We start from the raw sequence: 25,703 nt of genomic DNA on the forward strand, positions 1-25,703 counted from the left end.
GGCCCATCACTCAGGTTGCCCATGCTCGAGACACCAGCACTGCAAAGGACCGCGACGCTGCCACCGCCATTGGACACGCGGTATCAGGTCGAGACACCCGAAGGCATCGACCTGCCATTGCGCCCGGCGGGGTTGATGCCCCGTTCACTGGCGTTTGCCATCGACCTGGCGATACGCGGCCTGGTGTTGGGCCTGCTGTTCATCATCCTGGCGTTCTTCGGTGAGCTGGGGATTGGCTTGGGCTCCATCCTGCTGTTCGTCATCAGTTGGTGGTACATGGTGCTGTTCGAAGTGCTGCACCAGGGCCGCTCCCCCGGCAAACAGATCATGGGCCTGCGCGTGGTGCAGGACGACGGCCGGCCCATCGGCTGGTCGGCGTCGCTGATCCGCAACCTGCTGCGCTTTGTCGACATGCTGCCCTTCGGCTATACCTTCGGCGCGATCAGTTGCCTGCAGCATCCGACCTTCAAACGCCTGGGCGACCTGGCGGCCGGCACGCTGGTGGTGTATCGCGAGCAACCGGTCAAGCGCCCGGCGCTGCCCATGGCAACGCCGATCCGCCCGCCTTTTGCCCTGAGTGTCGATGAGCAACGTACCGTGCTCGGTTTCGCCGAACGCCAGGCCGAACTGTCCCAGGCACGGGTCAGCGAGCTGGCCGCTATCCTGGCCGAGCCCTTGAATGTCCAGCCGCCACGGGCCGTGGCCGAACTCAACGGCATTGCCCGTGGCCTGCTGGGGCCTACATGAAGCAAAGTCTTTTCGAAAGCCGTCACCAAGAGGAATGGGACCGCCTGTCCCGGCAGCTCGACCAACTGGAACGCAACCGCCGCGTGCCCCAGGACAGCGACTTCCCGCCCGCCTACCGACGGCTCTGCCATCATTTGGCGCTGGCCCAGGCCCGGGGCTACAGCAGCTTGTTGGTGGATACCCTGCAACAACTGGCGTTGCGCGGCCACCAGCAACTCTACCGGGACCGCAGCCGACCGTCGGCGAGCCTTTCGGACTTTATCCTGGCCGGTTTCCCGCGACTGGTCCGCGCGCAATGGCGCTTCGTGCTGGCGGCGAGCGTAATGTTCCTCGGCAGCCTGATCGGCATCGGGCTGCTGGTGTACCTGTTTCCCGACCTGGTCTACAGCATCCTGGGCGCCGAGGAAGTCAGCCAGGTGCGCGGCATGTACGATCCGGCCGCCGGACACCTGGGACGCTCCGTCGAGCGCGCCTCCAGCGAAGATTGGATCATGTTCGGCTACTACATCATGCATAACATCGGCATCGCCTTTCAGACGTTCGCCAGTGGCTTGATGTTTGGCTTGGGCAGCGCGTTCTTCCTGTTTTTCAACGGACTGACCATCGGCGCAATCGCCGGTCACCTGACCGAGATCGGTTCCGGCGGGACGTTCTGGCCCTTCGTGATCGGCCACGGCGCGTTCGAACTGACCGCCATCGCCTTGGCAGGCGCCGCCGGCCTGCAATTGGGCTGGGCGTTGATCGCTCCGGGCCGCCTCACCCGGGGCGAGGCGCTGCGGCTCGCCGCCGGCAAGAGCGTGCAGATCATTGCCGGGGTCATCCTGTTCCTGCTCATCGCCGCGTTCATCGAGGCCTATTGGTCTTCCAGCGCCGTGACGCCTGCCACCAAGTACACGGTCGGCGCACTGCTGTGGCTGCTGGTGATCAGCTACCTGTCGCTTGCCGGACGAGCCCGCCATGCGCCTGAGTGACGCCACCGTCGTGATCCGCCCCCGCACCACCTGGGAAGCCATGGACCTGGGCGTGCTGATGAGCCAGCAGCATCGACGGCTGCTGATGACCAGTTGGGCCATCAGCACCCTGCCCGTGTATGCGTTGCTGACGCTGTTGTTGTGGAAGTCACCAAACCTGGTGATGTTCCTGTTCTGGTGGCTGAAGCCGGCCTTCGACCGCCTGCCGTTGTACATTCTGTCCAAGGCGCTGTTTGGCGAAACCCCGACATTGCGCCAGGCCTTGCGCCAATGGCCAGCGCTGCTCAAGCCACAGTTGCTGGCAAGCCTGACCTGGCGTCGGCTGAGCCTGAGCCGCAGCTTCCTGATGCCCGTGGTGCAATTGGAGGGCCTGGCCGGCGAGGCCCGGGAGCAGCGCTTGCGGGTGTTGTTGCAACGCAATGGCGGCGCCGCGCAATGGTTGACCGTCATCGGCGTGCATTTGGAGACCGCCCTGTGGTTCGGCCTGATGGTCCTGTTCTATCTGTTCGTGCCGCAACAGGTCGAACTGGAATGGGACTGGCAGAAGCTGATAACCGCGACCGAACAGGACTGGTTGTGGTTCGAGCACCTGGTCAACGTTCTTTATCCCCTGCTGCTGATCGTCTGGGAGCCGATCTATGTCGCCTGCGGCTTCAGCCTCTACCTGAACCGGCGCACGATCCTCGAGGCCTGGGACATCGAACTGGTGTTCCGACGCCTGCGCCAGCGCCTGCTCGGCGTCGCGCCATTGCTGCTGTTGCTGGCCTTGACGCTCGCGCCCATGCCCCCTGCGGCCTGGGCCGACGAAGACAGCAACGCTCCCGAGCGCCCACGCCTGCTCAACCAGCCTCTCACCAGCGAAGCCTCCAGGGACAGCATCAAGACGATCCTGCAAGCACCGCCGTTCAAGAACCCGGAAACGATCACCCGCTATCGCTTTGGCGAAGAGAAAAGCCAATCACCCGAGGCCGAGGCCAATCCGGACTGGCTCAAAGGGTTGTTCAAGTGGATGGCCGGCCAGCGTTTCGACCTCGCCGCCGGGCTGATCCAGATCCTGCTCTGGGCCTGCCTGGCGAGCGCGATCGTCTGGCTGGTCTGGCGCTATCGGGAACGACTCAACCTGTTGATGGTTCGCCGCCCGGCCAAACAGCCCCACTTGGACCGACCGGCTCCGACGCAGATGTTCGGCCTGGATATCCGCGAAGAAAGCCTGCCGGTGGATGTCGCGGCCAGCGCCGAGCAACTGTGGTCGGCCCATCCCCGGGAAGCGCTGGGCCTGCTCTACCGGGCACTGCTCAGCCGCTTGCACCATGACTTCAAGGTGCCCTTGAAAGCCGCCGACACCGAAGGCCAGGTGCTGCACCGGGTCGAACAGCTTGAGCATGAACGCCTGCTGGGGTTCAGCAAACGCCTGACCCTGCATTGGCAGAACATCGCCTATGGGCACCGGACGCCACCGCCCGACCTGCAACAGCAACTGTGTGACGACTGGCGTGGGCTGTTCGGCCCGGGAGCCACCCCATGAGCCGGCGCGCCGCTTGGCTGACCCTGGCCCTGGTGGCCGCGCTGCTCGCGGCGCTGGTGAGTTACCTCAGCGCCAAGGCCGTGCCGTACCAGGAAACCGTCGATCACGGCCCGTCCCCTGAAGCCCAGGCCAACCCCTACCTGGCCGCCGAACAGTTCTTGCGCCAGCAAGGCATCAACGTCGCGCACGCCAACAACCTGGATGGGCTGCCGGCCCTGGAACCGCGCCAGAACAGCCTGCTGTTGCTGGGCGAACGCACCAACATGACGCCCCGCCAGGTCGAGCAACTGCTGAACTGGACCCGGGCCGGTGGCCGCCTGTTGTTTGTCGCCGAGGCCCTTTGGGATGACAGCACCGGCAGCAGCGGCGATCTGCTGCTGGACCGCGTGCGCTTGCGCCAGTCCTTGAGCAAGGATCTCAAGCAAGCGCCACCCGAACTCATCAAAGACCGCTATCCCGAGCTGACCAAGCTGTACCTGGAGGACGAAGAGGCCCCGGCGTATGTCGGCTTCGACACCGACTTCCACCTCGAAGACCCGCACAACCTGGCCCAGGCCTGGGCGAACAGCGCACAGTCCACCCACATGATGCAACTGAACCATGGCCTGGGTTCGATCACGGTGATCACCGACGCCGAGTTGTGGAAGAACGATCAGATCGAGCAGTACGACAACGCCTGGTTGCTCTGGTATCTGACTGCCGACACCGATGTCACGCTGCTGTTCAACACGGACCACGACAGCCTGCTGACCTTGCTGCTGCGCTATTTCCCCCAGGCGCTGGTGGCACTGCTCGCACTGGTTGCGCTGTGGCTCTGGCGCTCGGCGGTACGCCTGGGCCCGATCCAGCCGCCGGCGCCCAAGGCCCGGCGTCAGCTGGAAGAGCACTTGCAGGCCAGCGCCGGCTTCCACATGCGCCACAATGGCCGGCAGTACTTGCTGCAGGCCTTGCAGCAGGATGTGTTGCGCCGCGCCAGGCATCTTCATCCGGGCTTCGAACAACTGGCGGTTGCCGACCAATGGCAGGTGCTCGCCCGCTTGACCCGCCAGCCCACGCGAGCCATCAGCCAAGCCTTGAGCCCGCGGCCGAAACAGCGCCTGTCCAACGCGGAGTTCTGCCGTCAGGTCGCCCATTTGCAAACCCTCAGGAATGCCCTATGACTGAACAGAACGAACCTGTCGACGGCCAGGCCCACGCCGTCCAACAGCGCCAGCGCGCCAGTCAGTTGGCCCAGGCCATCCGTACCGAACTGCACAAGGCGGTGGTCGGTCAGGCGGCGGTGATCGACGATGTGCTCACGGCGTTGATCGCCGGCGGTCATGTCCTGCTCGAAGGTGTTCCGGGCCTTGGCAAGACCTTGCTGGTGCGTGCGCTGGCCCGCTGTTTCGGTGGCGAGTTCGCGCGCATCCAGTTCACCCCCGACCTGATGCCCAGCGATGTCACCGGTCATGCGGTGTACGACTTGCAGACCGAGCAATTCAAGCTGCGCAAGGGGCCGGTGTTCACCAACCTGCTGCTGGCCGACGAGATCAACCGCGCGCCGGCCAAGACCCAGGCCGCGCTGCTCGAAGCCATGCAGGAACGCCAGGTCACCCTCGAAGGCCGCGCCCTGCCCATCGCCCAGCCGTTCATGGTGCTCGCCACCCAGAACCCCATCGAACAGGAAGGCACCTACCCGCTGCCGGAAGCCGAGCTCGACCGCTTCATGCTCAAGGTGCGGATGGACTACCCCGACGCGGAGCGGGAGTTGGACATGGTTCGCCAGGTCAGCCGCTCGACCCGTGCCGACATGCTCGACGTGCAGCCGCTGCGCACGGTGTTGCAGGCCAAGGACGTGCAGGTGCTGCAACGTATCGCCAGCGACCTGCCGATGGACGATCAGGTGCTCGACTACGCCGTGCGCCTGGCCCGCACCACCCGCAGCTGGCCGGGCCTGACCCTTGGTGCCGGACCTCGCGCCTCGATCGCGCTGGTGCGCTGTGCCCGAGCCCGAGCATTGTTGCGTGGGGGCGAATTCGTGGTGCCGGACGACATCAAGGGCTGCGCCCTGGCCGTGTTGCGTCATCGGGTACGGCTGGCACCGGAGCTGGACATCGAAGGGCTCTCGGTGGACCAGGTGCTCGGGCAACTGCTGGACCAAGTGCCGGCGCCGCGGTTGTGAGTCACACCAACATGATCAGGAACACCTTTGTGGTGAGGGGATTTATCCCCGTTGGGCTGCGAAGCGGCCCCCGGATTCCGACTGATACACCGCAAAGGGCCGCTTCGCGGCCAGCGGGGATAAATCCCCTCGCCACAAAAGCTCGCTCTGCATTTCTTTCGCAGGAAACGTTCCGATGAAACCCTCCCGCCTGCTGCTGACCTGGCTCGCCGTCCTGCTGGCCGTGAGCATCCTGCTGGGTGCATTGCGGGCATTGGGCGTGGCGCTGCCGGCGACGCTGCTGTCGATCGACTGGGGCTTGATGCTGGCCCTGTTGGCCCTGGCGCTGATCGACGCCGTGCGCCTCAAGCGCTTGCCCTCGCCGCGGGTGCAACGGCAGATGCCGGGCAGTCTGGCGCTGGGACGCTGGGGTGAAGTCCGGTTGGACATTACCCATGATTTTGCCCAGCCCTTGCAGATTCAGCTTTTCGACCACGTACCGGACGGCCTGGATTTCGACAACCTGCCGCTGTCGGTCGAGCTTCAACCCGGCCAACGCAGTCAGATCGGCTACCGCCTGCGCCCGCTCAAGCGCGGCCATTTCAGCTTCGAACACTGCGAGGTCAGCCTGCCGAGCCCACTGGGTCTGTGGTCTGACCGGCGCCTGCTGGACGCCCTCGACGCCACCCGCGTCTACCCCGATTTCGCCCGACTCTACGACGGCCAGTTACTGGCGGTAGACAACTGGCTCAGCCAGCTCGGCATACGCCAACGCCAGCGGCGGGGCCAGGGCCAGGAATTCCATCAACTGCGGGAATTTCGCGAAGGCGACAGCCTGCGGCAGATCGACTGGAAAGCCACCGCCCGCCATCGCACGCCGATTGCCCGGGAGTATGAGGACGAGCGCGACCAGCAGATCATCTTCATGCTCGATTGCGGCCGCCGCATGCGCAGCCAGGACGGCGAACTGTCGCATTTCGATCACGCGCTCAACGCCTGCCTGCTGCTCAGCTACACCGCGCTGCGCCAGGGCGACGCCGTGGGCCTGAGCACCTTCGCCAGCGACCAGGCTCGCTACCTCGCCCCGGTCAAGGGCAGCGGCCAGCTCAATGTCCTGCTCAACGCCGTGTACGACCTCGACAGCAGCCAGCGTCCCGCCGACTACCAGGCAGCCGTCACTCAACTGCTGGCCCGGCAAAAGCGCCGGGCGCTGGTGGTGCTGGTGACCAACCTGCGCGATGAAGACGACGAAGAACTGCTGGCCGCGGTGAAACGGCTGGGCCAACAGCATCGGGTCCTGGTGGCCAGCCTGCGTGAAGAAGCCCTCGACCGATTGCGTCAGGCGCCGGTGCAGACCCTGCCCGAAGCCCTGGCCTATTGCGGCACGGTGGATTATTTGAATGCGCGGGCCCAATTGCACCAGCAGTTGAGCGCCCACGCCATTCCCACGCTGGACGCCCGCCCCAGTGAGCTGGGCGCGCAACTGGTGACCCAGTACCTGGCCTGGAAGAAGGCCGGAACCGCTTAGACCGGATCTGTAAGAAAGGTCCGGGCGACTACTGCGCCGTGCGCAACGGACTACAGACCCGCCAGAATCCGCCGACTTGTGCGCCTTGGCCTTGCCCCGTAACTTGATTCGCGTCGCTGATTTCCAGCGATCGGGTTTAGTCGCCCGGTGGTAAAGGTGATGCGCACAGGCTTCATCCAGTCGGGTCCCCCTATCCCCGCACTTGATGGTGTCTGTTCGCAGGGCGCCCTCGGGCGCGCCGGGCTTTCGCTTTTCCACCGGTCGACTAACCTGCGTTCAGCCGCCACAACTCGTTTAGTCGCGAGTGTCTGGCAGCCCACCACGCGAAGGTCCAGCGCTGACTTGCAAAACTGGAGAACGATGAAGGACCTGTGGGAGCGGGCTTGCTCGCGAAGGCGGCGTGCCAGGCAATACATGTGCAGTTGCCCCACCGCCTTCGCGAGCAAGCCTGCTCCCACAAGGGGTCGCCTGTGACCGCTAAACCCATGACGATTCCCTCGTTGGCTCAGGTATGGATCAGGCCGACGCTGGCAACGTGTGGAAACTGAAATACTGGCGCAACGCATTGACCAGTTGGCTGTACTCCGGCGGCGCCCAATGCAGGCTGAAGCCGGCGTCGAAGTGTTGCGGCGTCACGTCTTCGTGGCACCACAGGCAGGTGGCTTTCAACTTGATGTTCAGCGACGGCCCCTCATCGGCCGGCAGCTTGAGGAGCAAGTCAAAGTCTGCCCCCACCATCAACGGCAGATGGCTGATCAACATCAGGCCATCCTGAGAGACATTACCCAGGAATCCGAGGGGCTTGTCATTGACGCCGTTAAACACTTTCAGGAAGTACGGCAGCTGTTGCCGTTCGATACGCCTCTTTTTGTACATGTCTTGTATCGCTTTTTGGACGACCCCGCGCAGGGGCTACCGATACTTCGGAACGAGCCAAACGACCTGCTCGCTCTCCCCGATCCCGGTGCCAGACGCTCGCCAGCGCCTAAGCCTAATTATTGCCGGTCACAGGTGCCCCTTGTTTTAGAGGGTTAGCTCTAATGCGACTTGTACAACTATAGCCGAAGGTTTCGACGCGGCCAGTACACGCGCCATGTTTAATGTAGGACAACACGACAACGCGCACGTGGCCGGGAATTTCGCCGGCCATGCGCCAGGGGCAGGAATCAGGACGCAGGACGGATCGCCGCGGCACTGCGCGTCGGGTAATGTCCCAGGCTCTGCAAGGTTTCAAGACGGGCGCGGGCGCGGAATGCATATTCGCTGTAAGGGTATTGCGTAATGATGAACTGATACGTTTGCGCCGCATCGATGAACAGCTTCTGGCGCTCCAGGCACTGGCCACGCAGCATCGAGACTTCCGGCTGCATGTAGCGGCGGGCACGGCTGGCGCGGTCGACCTGGGACAGCTCGAGCATCACCTGCTCGCAATTGCCACGGTCATAGGCCTTGTAGGCCAGGTTCATGTGATGGTTCATCGACCAACGGGTGCAGCCCGTGATACTCAGGGCCAGGGCAATAAAAAGCACGAATCGCATGGGGAGGTTCTCCTGTCTTGAGCTCTGTATCGACCTGGGCAAGAAAATCTTCAGCCTCAAAACATCTACCTTAGGTAAATGCAAATCCCGTGGCGAGGGAGCTTGCTCCCGCTGGGCTGCGCAGCAGCCCCCTAAGAAACCGGGCCGCTTCGCGCCCCAGCGGGAGCAAGCGCCCTCGCCACAACAGCAATGTTCGGCCTTCGTGCTTAACAGGCGCAAAAATTTTCAGGAATGTTCATTTCGAAAAAGAAACGAATAAGTAGTGCATATGAACAATGACTACACCCAAAGAGCATAGTAGCCTTCGCTGGCGCTTGAACTTGAGGAGTCTTGCATGTCCGTCCGTCGCACCAAAATCGTCGCTACCCTTGGCCCGGCCAGTCACTCGCCGGAAGTTCTCGAACAGCTGATTCTGGCTGGCCTGGACGTCGCCCGCCTGAACTTTTCCCACGGCACCCCCGACGAGCACAAGGCTCGTGCCAAGCTGGTGCGCGACCTCGCCGCCAAGCACGGCCGCTTCGTTGCCCTGCTGGGTGACCTGCAAGGCCCCAAGATCCGTATCGCCAAATTCGCCAACAAGCGCATCGAGCTGAAGATCGGTGACACCTTCACCTTCTCCACCAGCCATCCGCTGACCGAAGGCAACCAGCAGGTGGTGGGTATCGACTACCCGGACCTGGTCAAGGACTGCGGCGTGGGCGACGAGCTGCTGCTCGACGACGGTCGCGTGGTGATGCGCGTCGCTACCGCCACGGCCACCGAACTGGTCTGCACCGTGATCATCGGCGGCCCGCTGTCGGACCACAAGGGCATCAACCGTCGCGGCGGTGGCCTGACGGCGCCGGCCCTGACCGAAAAAGACAAGGCCGACATCAAGCTGGCCGCGGAAATGGAAGTCGACTACCTCGCCGTGTCCTTCCCTCGTGACGCTGCCGACATGGAATATGCCCGTCAACTGCGCGACGAGGCCGGTGGCACCGCCTGGCTGGTGGCGAAGATCGAACGCGCCGAAGCCGTGGCCGACGACGACACCCTCGACGGCCTGATCAAGGCATCCGACGCCGTGATGGTGGCCCGTGGCGACCTCGGCGTGGAAATCGGTGACGCCGAGCTGGTGGGCATCCAGAAGAAAATCATCCTGCACGCACGCCGCCACAACAAAGCGGTGATCGTGGCGACCCAGATGATGGAGTCGATGATCCAGAACCCGATGCCGACCCGCGCCGAAGTCTCCGACGTAGCCAACGCCGTGCTCGACTACACGGACGCCGTGATGCTCTCGGCCGAAAGCGCCGCCGGCCTCTACCCGCTCGAAGCGGTGCAGGCCATGGCCCGTATCTGCCTGGGCGCCGAGAAGCACCCGACCAGCAAGACCTCCAGCCACCGCATCGGCAAGACCTTCGAGCGGTGTGACGAGAGCATCGCCCTGGCGACGATGTACACCGCCAACCACTTCCCGGGCGTGAAGGCGATCATCGCCCTGACCGAAAGTGGCTACACCCCGCTGATCATGTCGCGCATCCGTTCCTCGGTGCCGATCTACGCGTTCTCCCCCCATCGCGAAACCCAGGCCCGTGCCGCCATGTTCCGTGGCGTCTACACCGTGCCCTTCGACCCGGCCGCCCTGCAACCGGGCGAAGTCAGCCAGGCGGCGGTGGATGAACTGGTCAAGCGCGGCGTGGTGCAGACCGGCGATTGGGTGATCCTGACCAAAGGCGACAGCTACCACACCATCGGCGGCACCAACGGGATGAAAATCCTCCATGTTGGCGACCCGATGGTCTGAGTGACCGGCTGAAAAACAAAAGCCCTGCCATGTGAATGGCGGGGCTTTTTGGTTTTCGGCCTTGGAAATATGTCGCTCCCACTGGCGTTTTCGCGAGCAAGCTCGCTCCCACAAAGGTTATGCATACGCAGGCTTTTGTGGGAGCGAGCTTGCTCGCGAAGGCGTCGACCCAGGCGCCGGAGAGCTCAACGCCGCTCGATAAACCCCGACAACGCCGCCATCGCTTCCGGCGAGCGCAGTCGCTGGATGAACAAGGCACCCTCCTCCTCGATCGCCCGGCGCAACGATTCGCGACCCGGTGCCTTCATCAACTGCTTGCTGATGCGCACGGCTTCAGGCGGCAGCGACTCGAACCTCAGCCCCACCTCACGCGCCTTGGCCAAGGCCGCGTCCCCCGTGTCCAACGCCTCGGTGGCCAGGCCCCAGGCGACCGCCTGTTCACCACTGAAGCCCTCGCCCAGCAACAACAATTGCGCCGCCCTGGCCTGGCCCAGCAATCGCGGCAGGATCAGGCTGGAGCCGAACTCCGGACACAGCCCCAGGTTGACGAACGGCATCCGCAGCCGCGCATCCCGGCTGACGTAGACCAGGTCGCAATGCAGCAACAGCGTGGTGCCGATGCCGACCGCCGGCCCAGCGACGGCGGCAATCACCGGCTTGCGGCACTCCAGCAGGGCGAGCATGAACTGGAACACCGGGTTATCGAGATCGTCCGGCGGCTGTTCGAGGAAGTCGACGATGTCGTTACCGGCGGTGAAGCAGTCGCTGGAACCGGTCAGCAGGACCGCGCGAATCTTCGGGTCGGCGTCGGCCGTCGCCAGGGCCTGGGCCAATTGACTGTACATGGCCCGGGTCAGGGCGTTTTTCTTGTCCGCACGGTTCAGCCGCATCGTCAGCAAGCCGCGCTCGCGGTCAAGTAACAGGGTTTCGCTCATGGTCGGTCTCGCGTCTGGAAATCAGCGCTCAACCACGGGGCAGGAAGACGTCGGCCAGCAGTTGATTGCGCGGCAGGCCGGCCAGGTACAGGCGCTTGGCAAAGGCCTCGACCCGGTCGGGATGGCCGCAGAGTAAGGCTTGGGTTTGCCGGGAAACAAGCCGCAGTTGCGTCAACACGGATGGCGCCTCGGTCGCGGTCAGAAGCTCCACGTCCAGGTTTGCATGCTTGGACGCCAGTGCGGCCAAGGGTTTGGCCAAATAGTGCCCGGCTTCATCATGAGCCACGTGAATAAGGCGGATGGCGCCCTGGTGATGCTGGCGCAAGGCTTCGCGAAGCAGGCCGAACAGCGGCGCCAGCCCGGTGCCGGCGGCGAGCAACCAGAGCGGCTTGTCGGTCCAGTCGGGGTCATAGTGCAGGGCGCCGCCACGCAGTTCGCCGAGGCGGATCGGGTCACCGACCTTCAACTGTCGAGCCGCATCGACAAACTGGCCGGGCTCGCGACAATCAAGGTGAAACTCCAGGAAACGGTCTTCCTCCGGCAGGCTCGCCAGGGAATACGGCCGTGCCACCTCGCCGGCCCACAGCACCAGGTGCTGGCCGGCACGGTAGCGCAGTGGTCGCTCGGGGGTGATCCGCAGGCGCAACACATCGGCGCCCAGCCAATCCACCGCCGCTACCTGAGCCGCGCGACCGTCGCGTTGCGGGTCGAAGGTGTGGACCTGCACATCCTCGACCACCTGGCACTGACAGGCCAGCCGCCAGCCCTGATCACGCTGGGTCGGGCTCAGGGCATCGGGCCGGCTGTCACGCACATCGCCGCTCAGGCATTGCACCAGGCACGCATGGCAACTGCCCGCCCGGCAACTGTAGGGCACCGCCACACCGGACGCATTCAATGCGTCCAACAGGTTACTGCCCACCGCCACCGTCCATTGCCGGCCAGCGACTGTCAGTTCAGGCATCGACGCTCTCCCAAGCGGCAGCGCAACGATTGCGGCCGTCTCGCTTGGCACGGTACAGGGCCTGGTCGGCGCGTTGCAACGCGTTGTCCAGGTCATCGCCCATTTCCAGCATCGTCATGCCCGCCGACAAGCTCAGCGCCCCGACCTGCAGCCCGACCAACTCGACCTCGGTGAACGCCAGGCGCAATCGCTCGCAGCAGGCCGTCAGACGCGACGGGTCGCAGGCAGGCAGGAGCATGACGAACTCCTCGCCGCCGTAACGGGCCAGCACATCGCCTTCGCGCAGGCAGGCCGTGGCGACACTGGCGAACGCTTGGAGCACCTGGTCGCCGGCGGCGTGGCCGTGCAGATCGTTGATGCGCTTGAAATGGTCGAGGTCGATCAACGCCAGGCCATGGGCAACGCCGGGCCGCAGGGTGTTGAGCTCGCGGGACGCCAGGCGCAGGAAATGCCGGCGGTTGAACAACCCGGTGAGCTCATCGGTGGCCACCAGGTCTTCGAGCTGGCGCATCATGCCGCGCAACGTGTCCTGGTGCGCCTGCAAGGCAAACCGTCGCTGGCGCATGCGCTGGCGCGAGGTCTGGACGTAGCGCGCGTAGAACACCAGCCACACCAGCACCATGAACAGCACGCACACCTGCAACCCGGCCAGCGTGGGGTCGGGGAGCCGGAAGAAATAGCCATCCCAGAGGGTAATGCCGGTAAAGCTGAAGAACACCAGCATCGCGCAGCGCACGAAGACCCGGCGTGTCAGGTGGAACAGGCCGAACAGCAGGATGAGCACGTAGAACACCAGGAACACGCCTCGGGCCTGGTCCAGGTGCGCCATCATCCAGGTCTGCCAGCCGAGGCCGATCAACACTTGTATTTCGGTCAGGCTGGGGTCCGCGAAGCGCAGGTTGCGACCGGTGATGAACAACGCGAACAACCCTGCCTGGCACACCACCACGAGCAAGCTGCCGATGACGACACCGCGCAACGAATCGAGGTAGTGACCACTGAAAAATGCCAGCCACAACAACACCAGTGCCAGCGCGTAAGTCGCAGCCGCCAGAGCGAAGCGTTTCAGCAAAAGACGTTGGATGGCGTTATGGGTCAATCGTTGACTCACCATGGGAAAGAGAAACTGACAGGAGGCGTCCTACGCTACAGGCCAGACGCCACTTTAGTGGCGTGCAGGCCAAATGACCATTCAATTCTGGAGCAGAAAAATGGCGTCAAAGCAATGGCCTGGATTGACGCGTTTGATGCCCCCTGTGGCGAGGGAGCTTGCTCCCTCGCCACAGGTTTTCACCCACGCACCTGTTCAATCCGTCGCTATCGCGAGCAACCTCCCCCACAGGGTGCCTGCCTGCGATATACTGCCGCGCCTTTTTAGCGTCGCGCCAGCATGCCCGACGAAAGCTTCGAGCCCCAAGCGGCAAGCTGCAAGCTGTGCGTATTGCTTCAACTTGCCGCTTGAAGCTCCAAGCTTGAAGCTGCCCCATAGAATGTTCCCGTCTTTTAGAGGAGCGCGACTCATGACCGTGATCAAGCAAGACGACCTGATTCAGAGCGTTGCCGACGCCCTGCAATTCATTTCCTACTACCACCCCGTGGACTTCATCCAGGCGATGCACGAGGCCTACCTGCGCGAAGAATCGCCGGCGGCCCGTGACTCCATGGCGCAGATCCTGATCAACTCGCGCATGTGCGCCACCGGCCACCGGCCGATCTGCCAGGACACCGGCATCGTGACCGTGTTCGTGCGCGTGGGCATGGACGTGCGTTGGGATGGCGCGACCATGAGCCTGGACGACATGATCAACGAGGGCGTGCGTCGCGCCTACAACCTGCCGGAAAACGTCCTGCGCGCATCGATCCTTGCCGACCCGGCAGGCGCCCGCAAGAACACCAAGGACAACACGCCAGCGGTCATCCACTACTCCATCGTCCCGGGCAACACCGTGGAAGTGGACGTGGCGGCCAAGGGCGGCGGCTCCGAGAACAAGTCCAAGATGGCCATGCTCAACCCGTCCGACTCCATCGTCGACTGGGTACTCAAGACCGTTCCGACCATGGGTGCCGGCTGGTGCCCGCCGGGCATGCTGGGCATCGGCATCGGCGGTACCGCCGAGAAAGCCGCCGTCATGGCCAAGGAAGTGTTGATGGAATCCATCGACATCCACGAGCTGAAGGCGCGCGGCCCGCAGAATCGCATCGAAGAAATGCGCCTGGAGCTGTTCGAGAAGGTCAACCAGCTGGGCATCGGCGCCCAGGGCCTGGGTGGCCTGACCACCGTGCTCGACGTGAAGATCATGGACTACCCGACCCACGCCGCCTCCCTGCCGGTGTGCATGATCCCCAACTGCGCCGCCACCCGTCACGCCCACTTCGTGCTCGACGGCTCGGGCCCGGCGGAGCTGGAAGCGCCACCGCTGGACGCCTACCCGGAAATCGTCTGGGAAGCCGGCCCTTCGGCTCGCCGCGTGAACCTCGATACCCTGACCCCGGAAGAAGTGCAGAGCTGGAAGCCGGGCGAAACCGTACTGCTCAACGGCAAGATGCTCACCGGACGCGACGCGGCGCACAAGCGCATGGTCGAGATGCTGAACAAAGGTGAAACCTTGCCGGTGGACCTCAAGGGCCGCTTCATCTACTACGTCGGCCCGGTCGACCCGGTGGGTGACGAAGTCGTGGGCCCGGCAGGCCCGACCACCGCCACGCGGATGGACAAGTTCACCCGCCAGATCCTCGAGCAGACCGGCCTGCTGGGCATGATCGGCAAATCCGAGCGCGGCCCGACCGCCATCGAAGCGATCAAGGACAACAAGGCCGTGTACCTGATGGCCGTCGGCGGCGCCGCTTACCTGGTGGCCCAGGCGATCCGCAAATCCAAGGTCCTGGCGTTCGCCGAGCTGGGCATGGAAGCGATCTACGAGTTCGAGGTCAAGGACATGCCGGTGACGGTCGCCGTGGACAGCCAGGGTGAGTCGGTGCACATCACCGGCCCGGCCATCTGGCAAAAGAAAATCAGCGACAGCCTGGCGGTAGAAGTGCAGTAACACGCCCTTCGATGCGCTGAAAAAGGCCGGTGAGCTCAATGCCCACCGGCCTTTTTCGTACCCGGATACCGCCTTGAACCCTGTGGGAGCGGGCTTGCTCGCGAAGGCGGTGCATCAGTGGACATCGTGGTTAACCGCTACACCGCCTTCGCGAGCAAGCCCACTCCCACAAGGGTTTTTGGTTGTCTGCGAAAACGGTGTTCAAGCCATGCTATGGTGCCCGCCCGACTTTCAATCTGTTCACGCCAGCATGTTGCCAACCACCCGCACCTTGCGCCTGTCGCTGTACACCTTGCTGATCCTTGCCGGCGCGGCAGTCGCCGCCACCCTCGCCATGCGCCACGCCGAGCGTGCCGCCCTGGAAGAGGACGCTCACCGGGCGAGCCAGCAATTGGCGCTGTACGCCAACTCCCTGCACACCCTGATCGAACGCTACCGCGCCCTGCCCGCCGTGCTGGCGCTGGACCCCGAGTTGCGCTCGGCCCTCAAGGGGCCGGTCGAGGGCGCGCAGCAGGACGCCTTGAATCGCAAGCTGGAGCAGATCAACGGTGCCGCCCAATCGTCCACCCTGGAGTTGCTCGACCATAACGGCCTGGCCGTCGCGGCCAGCAACTGGCAACTGCCCAGCAGCTATGTCGGACACAACTACGGGTTCCGGCCCTACTTCATCCAGACCCGCACCCAGGGCACCGGGCGCTTCTATGCGGTGGGCGTCACCAGCGGCATACCGGGTTATTTCCTCTCCAGCGCGGTGACCGGCGACCACGGCGAATTCCTCGGCGCCATGGTGGTGAAACTGGAGTTTCCAGAGCTTGAACGCGAATGGCGCCAGGGCAGCGACACCCTGCTGGTCAGTGATGCCCGGGGCATCGTGTTCATCGCCAATCGGCCGGGCTGGCGCTATCGCCACTTGCAGCCGTTGACCGACAGCGACCGCGCCGAACTCAAGACTACCCGCCAGTACGACAAGCAACCGCTGCAACCGTTGGCCATCGAATCGCTACGACGCTTTGACGACAACAGCCACCTGGCCCGTGTCGCCGCCCCCAACGGCACTGCCGACTACCTTTGGGAATCCCTGCCGTTGAGCGCCGAAGGCTGGACGCTGCACCTGCTGCGCCACCCGCAGATCGCCTTCGAGGACCTGCGCAACGCCGGGCTTGCCGCCGCCGGATCATGGCTGGCGCTGGTGTTCCTGCTGCTGTTTCTCAACCAGCGCTGGCGCCTGGCCAAACTTCGCCAGCGCAGTCGCGAAGAGCTTGAGCGGCTGGTGGAAGTCCGTACCCGAGACCTGCGCACGGCCCAGGACGGCCTGGTGCAATCGGCCAAGCTGGCGGCCCTGGGGCAGATGTCCGCGGCCCTAGCCCACGAGATCAACCAGCCACTGACCGCCCAGCGCATGCAACTGGCCACCTTGCGCCTGCTGCTGGACCATGGCCGGGTCGACGATGCCTACAAGGCCCTCAAGCCGGTGGACGACATGCTGACCCGCATGGCCGCCCTCACCGGCCACCTGAAAACCTTCGCCCGCAAGAGCCCCAGCGGCCTGCGCGAACGGCTCGACCTGGCGGCGGTGGTGGACCAGGCCCTGCAATTGCTGGACACCCGGCTACGGGACGAACAGGTCAGCACCGTGCTCCACCTGACGCGTCCGGCGTGGGTGCGCGGCGATGCGATCCGCCTCGAACAGGTATTGATCAACCTTCTGCGCAACGCCCTCGACGCCATGGCCGGGCAGCCCCTCAAGCGCCTGGAAGTGCGCCTGGAGGCCGATGAACAACTGTGGCGCCTGTGCGTGAGCGACAGCGGCTGCGGGATCGCCGAGGAGCACCTGGCCCAGGTGTTCGACCCGTTCTTCACCACCAAGGCAGTGGGCGACGGCCTGGGGCTGGGGCTGGCGGTGTCGTTTGCGATCATTCATGAGTCGGGTGGGCGCCTGACAGCGGACAACCATGAACACGGCGCGGTATTCTGCGTGACCTTGCCCATCGACCAGGAGGCGCAGTTGCATGCTTGATTCAGTCATGGTCGTGGATGACGAAGGCAGCATCCGCAGTGCCGTCGAGCAATGGTTGAGCCTGTCGGGGTTCCAGGTGCAGTTGTTCAGTCGCGCCGAAGACTGCCTGGCGCAATTGCCGGAGCACTACCCCGGGGTGATCCTCAGCGATGTGCGCATGCCCGGCCTCAGCGGCCTGGACCTGCTGGCCGAAGTCCGCCGCCGCGACCCGGACTTGCCAGTGATCCTGTTGACCGGCCACGGTGACGTGCCGATGGCCGTGGAAGCCATGCGCGACGGCGCCTACGACTTCCTGGAAAAGCCTTTCAGCCCCGAAGCCCTGCTCGGCAGCCTGCGCCGGGCCCTGGACAAGCGCACCCTGGTCCTGGAGAACCGTCGCCTGCACGAACAGGCCGACGCCAGGGCCCGCCTCGACGGGACGCTGCTGGGCGTGTCCCGCGCCTTGCAGAACCTGCGCCGCCAGGTGCTGGACTTGGCCGCGTTGCCGGTCAACGTCCTGATCCGCGGCGAAACCGGCAGCGGCAAGGAATTGGTCGCCCGTTGCCTGCACGACTTCGGCCCGAGGGCGAGCAAGCCTTTTGTCGCACTGAACTGCGCGGCCATTCCCGAACCGTTGTTCGAAGCGGAACTGTTCGGCCATGAAAGCGGTGCGTTCACCGGCGCCCAGGGCAAGCGTATCGGCAAGCTCGAATACGCTCACGGCGGCACGTTGTTCCTCGATGAAATCGAGAGCATGCCCCTGGCCCAGCAGGTCAAGCTGCTGCGGGTGCTGCAGGAACAGAAGCTCGAACGGCTGGGCTCGAACCAGAGCATCCACGTCGACCTGCGGATCATCGCCGCGACCAAGCCCGACCTGTTGGATGAGGCCCGGGCCGGGCGCTTTCGCGAAGACCTTGCCTATCGCCTGAACATCGCCGAGCTGCGCTTGCCACCGCTACGGGAACGGCGCGAGGACATCCCGCTGCTGTTCGAACACTTCACCCACAGCGCCGCCGAGCGCCTGGGCCGCACCGCCGCGCCCCTGAGCGGCCCGCAGTTGAATCACCTGCTCAGCCATGCCTGGCCGGGCAACGTGCGTGAACTGGCCAACGTCGCCGAACGCCAGGTACTGGGGCTGGACCAGCCGCACACCCTGGACAGCGAGCCCGGGCAGTCACTGGCCGCCCAGCAGGAGGCCTTCGAAGCCCAATGCCTGCGCGCCGCCCTGACACGGCACAAGGGCGACGTGAAAGCGGTGCTCGAAGAGTTGCAACTGCCGCGCCGCACCTTCAATGAAAAGCTGCAGCGCCATGGCTTGAACCGGGAAATGTTTTTGCAGGACAACTGATGGCAGGTCGACCGGGCCGACGCCTTCGCGAGCAAGCTCGCGCCCACATTGGACTGTGTACACAGCTTCCTGTGGGAGCGAGCTTGCTCGCGAAGCGGGTTAACTGGAACAGGACATCCCCGGTACTGGCGTAATGCTGTTCACTTGAGGTTCATCACTTATCGTGGCGAGGGAGCTTGCTCCCGCTGGAACGCGCAGCGGTCCCAACCTTTTAGGGCTGCTACGCAGCCCAGCGGGAGCAAGCTCCCTCGCCACGGAGCGGTGACGTCCTTATACGGTACTAACGGCGATGCACCCAACGCTGGCGCAGCCACTCCAGGTCTTCAGGGCGGGTGATCTTGATGTTGTCGGAACGCCCCTCGATCAAGCGAGGCGCCTGCCCCGCCCACTCCATGGCCGAAGCTTCATCGGTAATGAGCGCATCCGCCACCAGGCTGTCGGCAAGGGCCCGGTGCAGCGCGCCGAGGCGAAACATCTGGGGCGTGTAGGCTTGCCAGATCACGCTGCGATCTACGGTTTCCACTACGCGGCCCTGTTTGTCGACGCGCTTTAAGGTGTCCCGGGCCGGAACCGCCAGCAGGCCCCCGACCGGATCGTTCACCAACTCGCCGAGCAAGGTGTCCAGGTCATCGCGGGACAGGTTGGGCCGCGCCGCATCGTGCACCAGCACCCAGTCATGATCGTCGGCGCCCTGCCCGTGCAGATGCAACAAGGCATTGAGCACGGAGTCCGCACGCTGCTCGCCGCCGTCCACGCGCTGGATGCGCGAATCGCTGGCGCAAGCCAGGCTCGGCCAGTAGGGATCATCATGGGCAATGCTCACCACCACGCCCTTGACGGTGGGGTGATCGAGGAAACAGCCGAGGCTGTGTTCAAGAATTGTACGTCCGCCCAGTTGCAGGTACTGCTTGGGTCGGTCCGCGGCCATCCGGGCACCCACGCCCGCGGCAGGAATCACGGCCCAGAAGGCCGGCAAACGAATACTCATTGGGCCAACTGGTAGAGGGTTTCACCCTCCTTGACCATGCCCAATTCATGGCGAGCCCGCTCTTCGACGGTCTCCATGCCTTTTTTCAACTCTGTGACTTCGGCGTCCATTACCCGATTACGCTCCAGCAACGCCTCGTTTTCGGCATGCTGGTCGGCAATCTGCTGAGTCAGGTCGGCCACTTGCGCCAGGCTGCCATTACCCACCCAGAGGCGGTACTGCAAGCCGGCCAGCAACAGGAGCAAGACAAGAAACAACCAATTGGGACTGCGCATCGAATATCAGTATCCAGTGAAAAAAGACCGCCATGCCAAACTTTGCAGCGTCTGATAGCACGAAGCCTGGAAAACCCAGGCTTGTGCTTGATAAGGCATCAGATTAGAGGGAAAAGCGCCGCATGGGCGACTTTTCCGACATAACCCGCTGTCTTTTTACCATCTACCGCTTAACCGCGAAACTCGGCGCGACCGTTGTACTTGGCCTTGCCGTTCAACTGCTCTTCGATACGCAGCAGTTGGTTGTACTTGGAAACGCGGTCGGAACGGCACAGCGAACCGGTCTTGATCTGGCCTGCCGCGGTGCCCACGGCCAGGTCGGCAATGGTCGAATCTTCGGTTTCACCGGAACGGTGGGAGATCACGGCGGTGTAGCCGGCGGCCTTGGCCATCTGGATGGCTTCCAGGGTTTCGGTCAGGGTGCCGATCTGGTTGAACTTGATCAGGATCGAGTTGGCGATCTTCTTGTCGATGCCTTCCTTCAGGATCTTGGTGTTGGTCACGAACAGGTCGTCACCCACCAGCTGGGTCTTCTCGCCGATCTTGTCGGTGAGGATCTTCCAACCCGCCCAATCGGACTCGTCCAGGCCGTCTTCGATGGAGATGATCGGGTAGCGCTCGGTCAGGCCCTTGAGGTAGTCGGCGAAACCTTCGGCGGTGAACACCTGGCCTTCGCCGGACAGGTTGTACTTGCCGTCTTCGAAGAACTCACTGGCGGCGCAGTCCAGGGCCAGGGTCACGTCGGTGCCCAGCGTGTAGCCGGCGTTGGCCACGGCTTCGGAGATCACTTTCAGCGCGTCTTCGTTGGACGCCAGGTTCGGGGCGAAACCACCTTCGTCGCCAACGGCGGTGCTCAGGCCACGGGCCTTCAGCACAGCCTTGAGGTGATGGAAAATCTCGGTGCCCATGCGCAGGCCTTCGGAGAAGGACTTGGCGCCCACCGGCTGCACCATGAACTCCTGGATGTCGACGTTGTTGTCGGCATGTTCGCCGCCGTTGATGATGTTCATCATCGGCACCGGCATCGAATAGACGCCCGGCGTACCGTTGAGGTTGGCGATGTGGGCGTACAGTGGCAGGTCCTGGTCCTGGGCGGCAGCCTTGGCGGCAGCCAGGGAAACGGCGAGGATCGCGTTGGCGCCCAGGGTAGCTTTGTTCTCGGTACCGTCGAGCTTGATCATCGCCTGATCGAGGGCTTTCTGGTCGGCAGGGTCCTTGCCCAGCAACAGGTCACGGATCGGACCGTTGATGTTGGCGACGGCTTTCAGCACGCCCTTGCCCAGGTAACGGCCCTTGTCGCCATCACGCAGCTCCAGCGCTTCGCGCGAGCCAGTGGAAGCACCGGACGGCGCGCAGGCGCTGCCGATGATGCCGTTGTCGAGAAGCACGTCCGCTTCAACAGTGGGGTTGCCACGGGAGTCGAGAACCTCACGACCTTTGATGTCGACGATTTTTGCCATTGTTGTAAACACTCCAAAGTTGACTAGAACGTTGCAGAAAACTTGCTCACCCTCAGCTGCGATTCAGCCAAAAGAGACCGAATGGGAGCGCTTCGCACTCCAGCGGGAGCAAGCTCCCTCGCCACAAGAGCACGGCTTGTCGGCGATGGGGGCCTCAAGGGCGCCATCGCTGGCAAACCATGCTCCCACAAGAGCAGTGCGGCCCGCAGGCCAGAGCGATAAACGAGCGGTACTTTACCGGAGAAAACCGCCTTACGCGGTTTCTATCGTCGCAAAACCCTTGACCAGCTCGTCCAACGCCTTGAGCTGAGACAGGAAAGGTTCCAGCTTGTTCAAGCGCAGGGCGCAAGGACCGTCGCACTTGGCGTTGTCCGGATCCGGGTGGGCTTCCAGGAACAGGCCCGCCAGGGACTGGCTCATGCCCGCCTTGGCCAGGTCCGTGACCTGGGCACGACGACCACCGGCGGAGTCGGAACGGCCGCCAGGCATCTGCAAGGCGTGCGTCACGTCGAAGAACACCGGGTATTCGAACTGCTTCATGATGCCGAAGCCGAGCATGTCCACCACCAGGTTGTTGTAGCCGAAGCTCGAACCGCGCTCGCAGAGGATCAACTGGTCATTGCCGGCCTCCTCGCACTTGCTCAGGATGTGTTTCATTTCCTGGGGCGCGAGGAACTGGGCCTTCTTGATGTTGATCACCGCGCCGGTCTTGGCCATCGCGACCACCAGGTCGGTCTGGCGCGACAGGAAGGCCGGCAGTTGGATGATGTCGCAGACCTCGGCCACGACCGCCGCCTGGGCAGGCTCGTGGACGTCGGTGATGATCGGCACGCCGAAGGCTTGCTTGATGTCCTGGAAGATCCGCATGCCCTCTTCCAGGCCCGGGCCACGGTAGGAAGTCACGGACGAACGGTTGGCCTTGTCGAAGCTGGCCTTGAAGACGTAGGGGATCCCCAGTTTCTGGGTGACCTTGACGTACTCCTCGCAGACCTGCATCGCCATGTCACGGCTTTCCAGCACGTTCATGCCGCCGAACAGCACCATGGGCTTGTCGTTGGCAATCTCGATGTCACCGACGCGGATGATCTTCTGGGCCATCGTCTTATGCCTTTTTCTGGTGTTGGGCCAAAGCGGCTTTCACAAAACCGCTGAACAGCGGATGACCGTCCCGTGGCGTCGAGGTGAACTCGGGGTGGAACTGGCAAGCCACGAACCATGGGTGATCCGGCGACTCGACCACCTCGACCAGCGCGCCGTCACCGGAGCGGCCGGAGATCTTCAGGCCAGCCTCGATCAGTTGCGGCAGCAGGTTGTTGTTCACTTCGTAGCGATGGCGGTGACGCTCGACGATCACGTCCTTGGCGTAGCACTCGTGCACCAGGGAACCGGCTTCGAGCAGGCATTCCTGGGCACCGAGGCGCATGGTGCCGCCCAGGTCGGAAGATTCGGTGCGCACTTCAACGGCGCCGGTGGCGTCTTCCCACTCGGTGATCAGGCCCACGACCGGGTGGCCGCTGGCGCGATCGAATTCGGTGGAGTTGGCGTCTTTCCAGCCCAGCACGTTACGGGCGAACTCGATGACCGCCACTTGCATGCCCAGGCAGATCCCCAGGTAAGGCACCTTGTTTTCGCGAGCGTATTGCACGGCGGTGATCTTGCCTTCCACGCCCCGCAGGCCGAAGCCGCCCGGCACGAGGATCGCGTCGGCGCCTTCGAGCAGGCCAGTGCCCTGGTTCTCGATGTCTTCGGAATCGATGTAGCGCAGGTTGACCTTGGTGCGGTTGCTGATACCGGCGTGGCTCATCGCTTCGATCAGCGACTTGTAGGCGTCCAGCAGCTCCATGTACTTGCCGACCATGGCGATGGTGACTTCGTGCTCAGGGTTGAGCTTGGCATCGACCACGGCGTCCCACTCGGACAGGTCGGCACCGGCGCACTGCAGGCCGAAACGCTCGACGACGAAATCGTCCAGGCCCTGGGAGTGCAGGATGCCGGGGATCTTGTAGATGGTGTCGGCGTCTTCCAGGCCGATCACCGCACGCTCTTCAACGTTGGTGAACTGGGCGATCTTGCGACGCGACGACAGGTCGATCGGGTGATCGGAGCGGCAGATCAGCACGTCCGGTTGCAGACCGATGGAGCGCAGCTCCTTGACCGAGTGCTGGGTTGGCTTGGTCTTGGTTTCGCCAGCGGTGGCGATGTACGGGACCAGGGTCAGGTGCATCAACATCGCGCGCTTGGCGCCGATTTCGAAACGCAACTGGCGGATGGCCTCGAGGAACGGCTGGGACTCGATGTCGCCCACGGTGCCGCCGATCTCGACCATCGCCACGTCGGCGTCGCCAGCACCCTTGATGATGCGGCGCTTGATTTCGTCGGTGATGTGCGGGATGACCTGGATGGTCGCGCCCAGGTAGTCACCACGACGCTCCTTGCGCAGCACGTGCTCGTAGACACGGCCGGTGGTGAAGTTGTTGTTCTGGGTCATGGTCGTGCGGATGAACCGCTCGTAGTGGCCCAGGTCCAGGTCGGTCTCGGCGCCGTCATGGGTGACGAACACTTCACCGTGCTGGAACGGGCTCATGGTGCCCGGGTCGACGTTGATGTACGGGTCCAGCTTGAGCATGGTGACCTTAAGTCCCCGCGCCTCCAGGATGGCCGCCAATGAAGCCGAGGCAATGCCTTTCCCCAATGAAGAAACAACACCGCCCGTGACGAATATGTAGCGCGTCATGAAAAACCCTAGAAGTCTGCGTTAAAGCGGTCCGAGCCGCCGGGGAAAGCGAAGGAAGGCCGAAGCCCCCGATCACCTGCATTAATCACAGTGCACCTTTCAAAAAAACCGCCGCGTTGGGACAGACCGGAAGTGAAATCACCGGTACGTTGCTCGCTACACATTTTTTGGAATCGCCCAGCAAAGACTGCTTGGTAATCGGCAACTCCTGCAATTCAGGCGAATCCACAGAAGTTGTATCAAGAAGGGAGCGTAGTCTACCGGAAAGCCCCTTTCAGCTCAAACCCCGATCTTGGCTTCCTGGCTGCCAGACCAATTGCCAACTGCCATCTGCCGCGCAGTCGAGCCCGCCCAGATTAGCCACCGCCAGCAATCGCTGGCCCTGGTACAGCAGCGGCAATCGGCCGCGAACGAAGGCCGGCACCGCGCGCTCATTGAGCAAACGCTTGAGGTCGCGATGCCCACGGCCCGGCAATTGCAGCACCTCGCCGCCTTGACGATAGCGGATCCACAGGGGCCCCGCCGGCCGCTGGCCGTTGAGCGTGACTCGGCCATTGCCCGGCAAGTACAACGCGGCCGCCGGATCCGGCCATTGAACAGCGCCGGCGACCGGGCGCAGCCAGTGGTCGGATAACCACCAGGCTCGCCCGCCACCACGGTGTAACTCACCTCCGGCCAGGCGCCAGATCGGCCGGGCGTCGTGCGCCGCATCGCGCAACGCGTCCCAGCCGGACCAGTGATCGCTGTCGGGCAACAGGGTCAGCGCCGCCAGCCAATGGCTCAATGCGTTGCGCTGGCGCGCCGCAGACAGGGCCTGCAAGGGCGCCAGTTCAAGCGACGGCACACCCAGCCAGTCGAACGCGTCCGGGCTCGCGGCAGCGGCCAGGTCGAGCCGCGCCAGGTCGCTCAGCAAATCCTGGGCTTCGCTCATGTGTGCGGCGCTGCGAGCCAGGCTCATGGACGCCCGAGGCCAGTGCTCGGCCAGCAGCGGAAACACCCGCCGGCGCAAGTAATTGCGCGAATACCGCAGGTCGTCGTTGGAGGGGTCCTCGATCCAGTTCAAGCCCTGCTGCGTCGCGTAGGCCTCCAACGCCGCCCGGGATACCTCGAGCAGCGGGCGCAACAAATACCCGTGCCCGAGGGGACGCTGCCGGGGCATCGCCGACAAACCGCGCACGCCCGCCCCGCGCAGCAAGCGGAACAACAGGGTTTCGGCCTGATCATCCTGGTGCTGGGCGGTGAGCAGCACTTCGTCGGCCTGGAGCGTTGCAGCAAAGGCCGCGTAGCGCGCCTCCCGGGCAGCGCGTTCGAGGCTGGCACCCAGGCAAACCTCAACGCTCACCACGTGCAACGGCACGCCCAGTGCCTCACACACCCGACGGCAATGTTCCGGCCAGGCATCGGCCGCAGCCTGGAGCCCGTGATGGACGTGCAGCGCCCGGATCGGGGGCAGGGTGTGATGTTTGGACAGCGAAACGAGCAGGTGCAGCAGCACGGTGGAATCGAGGCCGCCGGAGAAGGCGATGTGCCAGGCGGTAGCGTTGAGCCAGGGGGACAGTTGGGTGAGGAGCCCGGTGGGGAGATCAATCCTGGATTGATTCATGGACATGGGCCTTCACACCAATCAAATGTGGGAGCGGGCTTGCTCGCGTATGCGCAGTGCCAGTTAACATTATGTCGACTGACACTGCGCATTCGCGAGCAAGCCCGCTCCCACAGGGTAC

At 63.9% G+C, this 25,703-nt stretch carries 21 protein-coding genes; 10 read left to right on the forward strand and 11 right to left on the reverse strand.

Going from position 1 to position 25,703, the window contains the following annotated elements; all coding sequences use genetic code 11:
• The first annotated feature begins 21 nt into the window (after positions 1-21).
• The 6 genes from V3H56_RS21385 to V3H56_RS21410 all read left to right on the forward strand — a co-directional run bounded on the left by V3H56_RS21385 (position 22) and on the right by V3H56_RS21410 (position 6,911).
• Positions 22-747: an RDD family protein gene (locus V3H56_RS21385; RefSeq protein WP_042732444.1), complete on the forward strand. Its 726-nt coding sequence runs from the start codon at positions 22-24 to the stop codon at positions 745-747.
• The gene (locus tag V3H56_RS21390) at positions 744-1,718 is read left to right on the forward strand and encodes a stage II sporulation protein M (RefSeq protein ID WP_042732448.1); all 975 of its coding nucleotides are present in this window, start codon (positions 744-746) and stop codon (positions 1,716-1,718) included. Before V3H56_RS21385 ends, V3H56_RS21390 begins: the two co-directional genes overlap by 4 nt.
• Positions 1,705-3,243, forward strand: a complete 1,539-nt coding sequence (locus V3H56_RS21395) for a DUF4129 domain-containing protein (RefSeq protein WP_212802972.1) — start codon at positions 1,705-1,707, stop codon at positions 3,241-3,243. The genes V3H56_RS21390 and V3H56_RS21395 overlap by 14 nt, the downstream gene beginning before the upstream one ends.
• Positions 3,240-4,403, forward strand: a complete 1,164-nt coding sequence (locus V3H56_RS21400; RefSeq protein ID WP_338473847.1) for a DUF4350 domain-containing protein — start codon at positions 3,240-3,242, stop codon at positions 4,401-4,403. Before V3H56_RS21395 ends, V3H56_RS21400 begins: the two co-directional genes overlap by 4 nt.
• Positions 4,400-5,404, forward strand: coding sequence for a MoxR family ATPase (locus V3H56_RS21405; protein WP_042732447.1), 1,005 nt, complete (start codon positions 4,400-4,402; stop codon positions 5,402-5,404). The genes V3H56_RS21400 and V3H56_RS21405 overlap by 4 nt, the downstream gene beginning before the upstream one ends.
• A gap of 175 nt (positions 5,405-5,579) precedes the next feature.
• A complete protein-coding gene (locus V3H56_RS21410) occupies positions 5,580-6,911 on the forward strand; it encodes a DUF58 domain-containing protein (protein ID WP_042728633.1) in 1,332 nt (443 codons plus the stop codon).
• Positions 6,912-7,427: 516 nt separating this feature from the next.
• On the opposite strand, the gene V3H56_RS21415 is transcribed toward V3H56_RS21410, so the two are convergent.
• Together V3H56_RS21415 and V3H56_RS21420 are read right to left on the reverse strand one after the other, a co-directional pair.
• The gene (locus tag V3H56_RS21415) at positions 7,428-7,787 is read right to left on the reverse strand and encodes a PilZ domain-containing protein (protein WP_042728632.1); all 360 of its coding nucleotides are present in this window, start codon (positions 7,785-7,787) and stop codon (positions 7,428-7,430) included.
• 290 nt (positions 7,788-8,077) lie between these two features.
• Positions 8,078-8,449 carry a tetratricopeptide repeat protein gene (locus V3H56_RS21420; RefSeq protein WP_123578474.1) on the reverse strand — a complete coding sequence of 124 codons (372 nt, stop codon included), beginning with the start codon at positions 8,447-8,449 and terminating at the stop codon, positions 8,078-8,080.
• A 334-nt stretch (positions 8,450-8,783) separates the two neighbouring features.
• Between V3H56_RS21420 and pyk the strand changes: the two genes are divergently transcribed.
• Positions 8,784-10,235, forward strand: a complete 1,452-nt coding sequence (gene pyk / locus V3H56_RS21425) for a pyruvate kinase (protein ID WP_338473848.1) — start codon at positions 8,784-8,786, stop codon at positions 10,233-10,235.
• Between the two features lie 185 nt (positions 10,236-10,420).
• On the opposite strand, the gene V3H56_RS21430 is transcribed toward pyk, so the two are convergent.
• The 3 genes from V3H56_RS21430 to V3H56_RS21440 are packed head-to-tail and all read right to left on the reverse strand — an operon-like array spanning position 10,421 to position 13,233.
• On the reverse strand, positions 10,421-11,170 hold the full coding sequence (locus V3H56_RS21430) for an enoyl-CoA hydratase (RefSeq protein ID WP_047736672.1): 750 nt from the start codon (positions 11,168-11,170) through the stop codon (positions 10,421-10,423).
• A gap of 28 nt (positions 11,171-11,198) precedes the next feature.
• Positions 11,199-12,134: an iron-sulfur-binding ferredoxin reductase gene (locus V3H56_RS21435; RefSeq protein ID WP_047736674.1), complete on the reverse strand. Its 936-nt coding sequence runs from the start codon at positions 12,132-12,134 to the stop codon at positions 11,199-11,201.
• Complete coding sequence (locus tag V3H56_RS21440) at positions 12,127-13,233, reverse strand: GGDEF domain-containing protein (protein ID WP_042728634.1); 1,107 nt, start codon at positions 13,231-13,233, stop codon at positions 12,127-12,129. The genes V3H56_RS21435 and V3H56_RS21440 overlap by 8 nt, the downstream gene beginning before the upstream one ends.
• Before the next feature lie 421 nt (positions 13,234-13,654).
• Here V3H56_RS21440 and V3H56_RS21445 point away from each other — a divergent pair, with 421 nt between their 5' ends.
• From V3H56_RS21445 to V3H56_RS21455, 3 genes are all read left to right on the forward strand, one after another.
• Positions 13,655-15,178, forward strand: a complete 1,524-nt coding sequence (locus V3H56_RS21445; RefSeq protein WP_042728626.1) for a fumarate hydratase — start codon at positions 13,655-13,657, stop codon at positions 15,176-15,178.
• 250 nt (positions 15,179-15,428) lie between these two features.
• Positions 15,429-17,195, forward strand: coding sequence for an ATP-binding protein (locus tag V3H56_RS21450; protein WP_042728625.1), 1,767 nt, complete (start codon positions 15,429-15,431; stop codon positions 17,193-17,195).
• On the forward strand, positions 17,188-18,522 hold the full coding sequence (locus V3H56_RS21455; RefSeq protein ID WP_338473849.1) for a sigma-54 dependent transcriptional regulator: 1,335 nt from the start codon (positions 17,188-17,190) through the stop codon (positions 18,520-18,522). The genes V3H56_RS21450 and V3H56_RS21455 overlap by 8 nt, the downstream gene beginning before the upstream one ends.
• Before the next feature lie 280 nt (positions 18,523-18,802).
• Here V3H56_RS21455 and ispD read toward each other — a convergent pair whose 3' ends face one another.
• From ispD to tilS, 6 genes are all read right to left on the reverse strand, one after another.
• Positions 18,803-19,510: a 2-C-methyl-D-erythritol 4-phosphate cytidylyltransferase gene (gene ispD, locus V3H56_RS21460; protein ID WP_338473850.1), complete on the reverse strand. Its 708-nt coding sequence runs from the start codon at positions 19,508-19,510 to the stop codon at positions 18,803-18,805.
• Positions 19,507-19,785 (reverse strand): cell division protein FtsB, encoded by a 279-nt coding sequence (ftsB, locus tag V3H56_RS21465; protein ID WP_003184873.1) that lies wholly within the window; start codon positions 19,783-19,785, stop codon positions 19,507-19,509. Before ftsB ends, ispD begins: the two co-directional genes overlap by 4 nt.
• Positions 19,786-19,955: 170 nt before the next feature.
• Complete coding sequence (eno, locus tag V3H56_RS21470; RefSeq protein WP_042728622.1) at positions 19,956-21,245, reverse strand: phosphopyruvate hydratase; 1,290 nt, start codon at positions 21,243-21,245, stop codon at positions 19,956-19,958.
• Positions 21,246-21,497: 252 nt separating this feature from the next.
• Entirely contained in the window at positions 21,498-22,343 is an 846-nt protein-coding gene (kdsA, locus tag V3H56_RS21475) for a 3-deoxy-8-phosphooctulonate synthase (RefSeq protein ID WP_042728621.1), read from the reverse strand.
• A gap of 4 nt (positions 22,344-22,347) precedes the next feature.
• Positions 22,348-23,979, reverse strand: coding sequence for a CTP synthase (locus V3H56_RS21480; protein ID WP_042728620.1), 1,632 nt, complete (start codon positions 23,977-23,979; stop codon positions 22,348-22,350).
• A gap of 274 nt (positions 23,980-24,253) precedes the next feature.
• Entirely contained in the window at positions 24,254-25,582 is a 1,329-nt protein-coding gene (tilS, locus tag V3H56_RS21485; protein ID WP_338473851.1) for a tRNA lysidine(34) synthetase TilS, read from the reverse strand.
• Positions 25,583-25,703: the final 121 nt, after the last annotated feature.

The organism is Pseudomonas sp. MS646, assembly GCF_036693845.1.
In the GTDB taxonomy this organism is placed as follows: domain Bacteria; phylum Pseudomonadota; class Gammaproteobacteria; order Pseudomonadales; family Pseudomonadaceae; genus Aquipseudomonas; species Aquipseudomonas chlororaphis_E.

Coding starts and splice junctions, on each gene's coding strand:
- V3H56_RS21420 (WP_123578474.1), bottom strand. CDS start 8,449: ATGCGATTCGTGCTTTTTATTGCCCTGGCCCTGAGTATCACGGGCTGC.
- V3H56_RS21390 (WP_042732448.1), top strand. CDS start 744: ATGAAGCAAAGTCTTTTCGAAAGCCGTCACCAAGAGGAATGGGACCGC.
- V3H56_RS21410 (WP_042728633.1), top strand. CDS start 5,580: ATGAAACCCTCCCGCCTGCTGCTGACCTGGCTCGCCGTCCTGCTGGCC.
- V3H56_RS21405 (WP_042732447.1), top strand. CDS start 4,400: ATGACTGAACAGAACGAACCTGTCGACGGCCAGGCCCACGCCGTCCAA.
- V3H56_RS21445 (WP_042728626.1), top strand. CDS start 13,655: ATGACCGTGATCAAGCAAGACGACCTGATTCAGAGCGTTGCCGACGCC.
- tilS (WP_338473851.1), bottom strand. CDS start 25,582: ATGAATCAATCCAGGATTGATCTCCCCACCGGGCTCCTCACCCAACTG.
- V3H56_RS21430 (WP_047736672.1), bottom strand. CDS start 11,170: ATGAGCGAAACCCTGTTACTTGACCGCGAGCGCGGCTTGCTGACGATG.
- V3H56_RS21455 (WP_338473849.1), top strand. CDS start 17,188: ATGCTTGATTCAGTCATGGTCGTGGATGACGAAGGCAGCATCCGCAGT.
- V3H56_RS21385 (WP_042732444.1), top strand. CDS start 22: ATGCTCGAGACACCAGCACTGCAAAGGACCGCGACGCTGCCACCGCCA.
- V3H56_RS21395 (WP_212802972.1), top strand. CDS start 1,705: ATGCGCCTGAGTGACGCCACCGTCGTGATCCGCCCCCGCACCACCTGG.
- eno (WP_042728622.1), bottom strand. CDS start 21,245: ATGGCAAAAATCGTCGACATCAAAGGTCGTGAGGTTCTCGACTCCCGT.
- V3H56_RS21400 (WP_338473847.1), top strand. CDS start 3,240: ATGAGCCGGCGCGCCGCTTGGCTGACCCTGGCCCTGGTGGCCGCGCTG.
- V3H56_RS21415 (WP_042728632.1), bottom strand. CDS start 7,787: ATGTACAAAAAGAGGCGTATCGAACGGCAACAGCTGCCGTACTTCCTG.
- ispD (WP_338473850.1), bottom strand. CDS start 19,510: ATGAGTATTCGTTTGCCGGCCTTCTGGGCCGTGATTCCTGCCGCGGGC.
- ftsB (WP_003184873.1), bottom strand. CDS start 19,785: ATGCGCAGTCCCAATTGGTTGTTTCTTGTCTTGCTCCTGTTGCTGGCC.
- kdsA (WP_042728621.1), bottom strand. CDS start 22,343: ATGGCCCAGAAGATCATCCGCGTCGGTGACATCGAGATTGCCAACGAC.
- pyk (WP_338473848.1), top strand. CDS start 8,784: ATGTCCGTCCGTCGCACCAAAATCGTCGCTACCCTTGGCCCGGCCAGT.
- V3H56_RS21480 (WP_042728620.1), bottom strand. CDS start 23,979: ATGACGCGCTACATATTCGTCACGGGCGGTGTTGTTTCTTCATTGGGG.
- V3H56_RS21450 (WP_042728625.1), top strand. CDS start 15,429: ATGTTGCCAACCACCCGCACCTTGCGCCTGTCGCTGTACACCTTGCTG.
- V3H56_RS21435 (WP_047736674.1), bottom strand. CDS start 12,134: ATGCCTGAACTGACAGTCGCTGGCCGGCAATGGACGGTGGCGGTGGGC.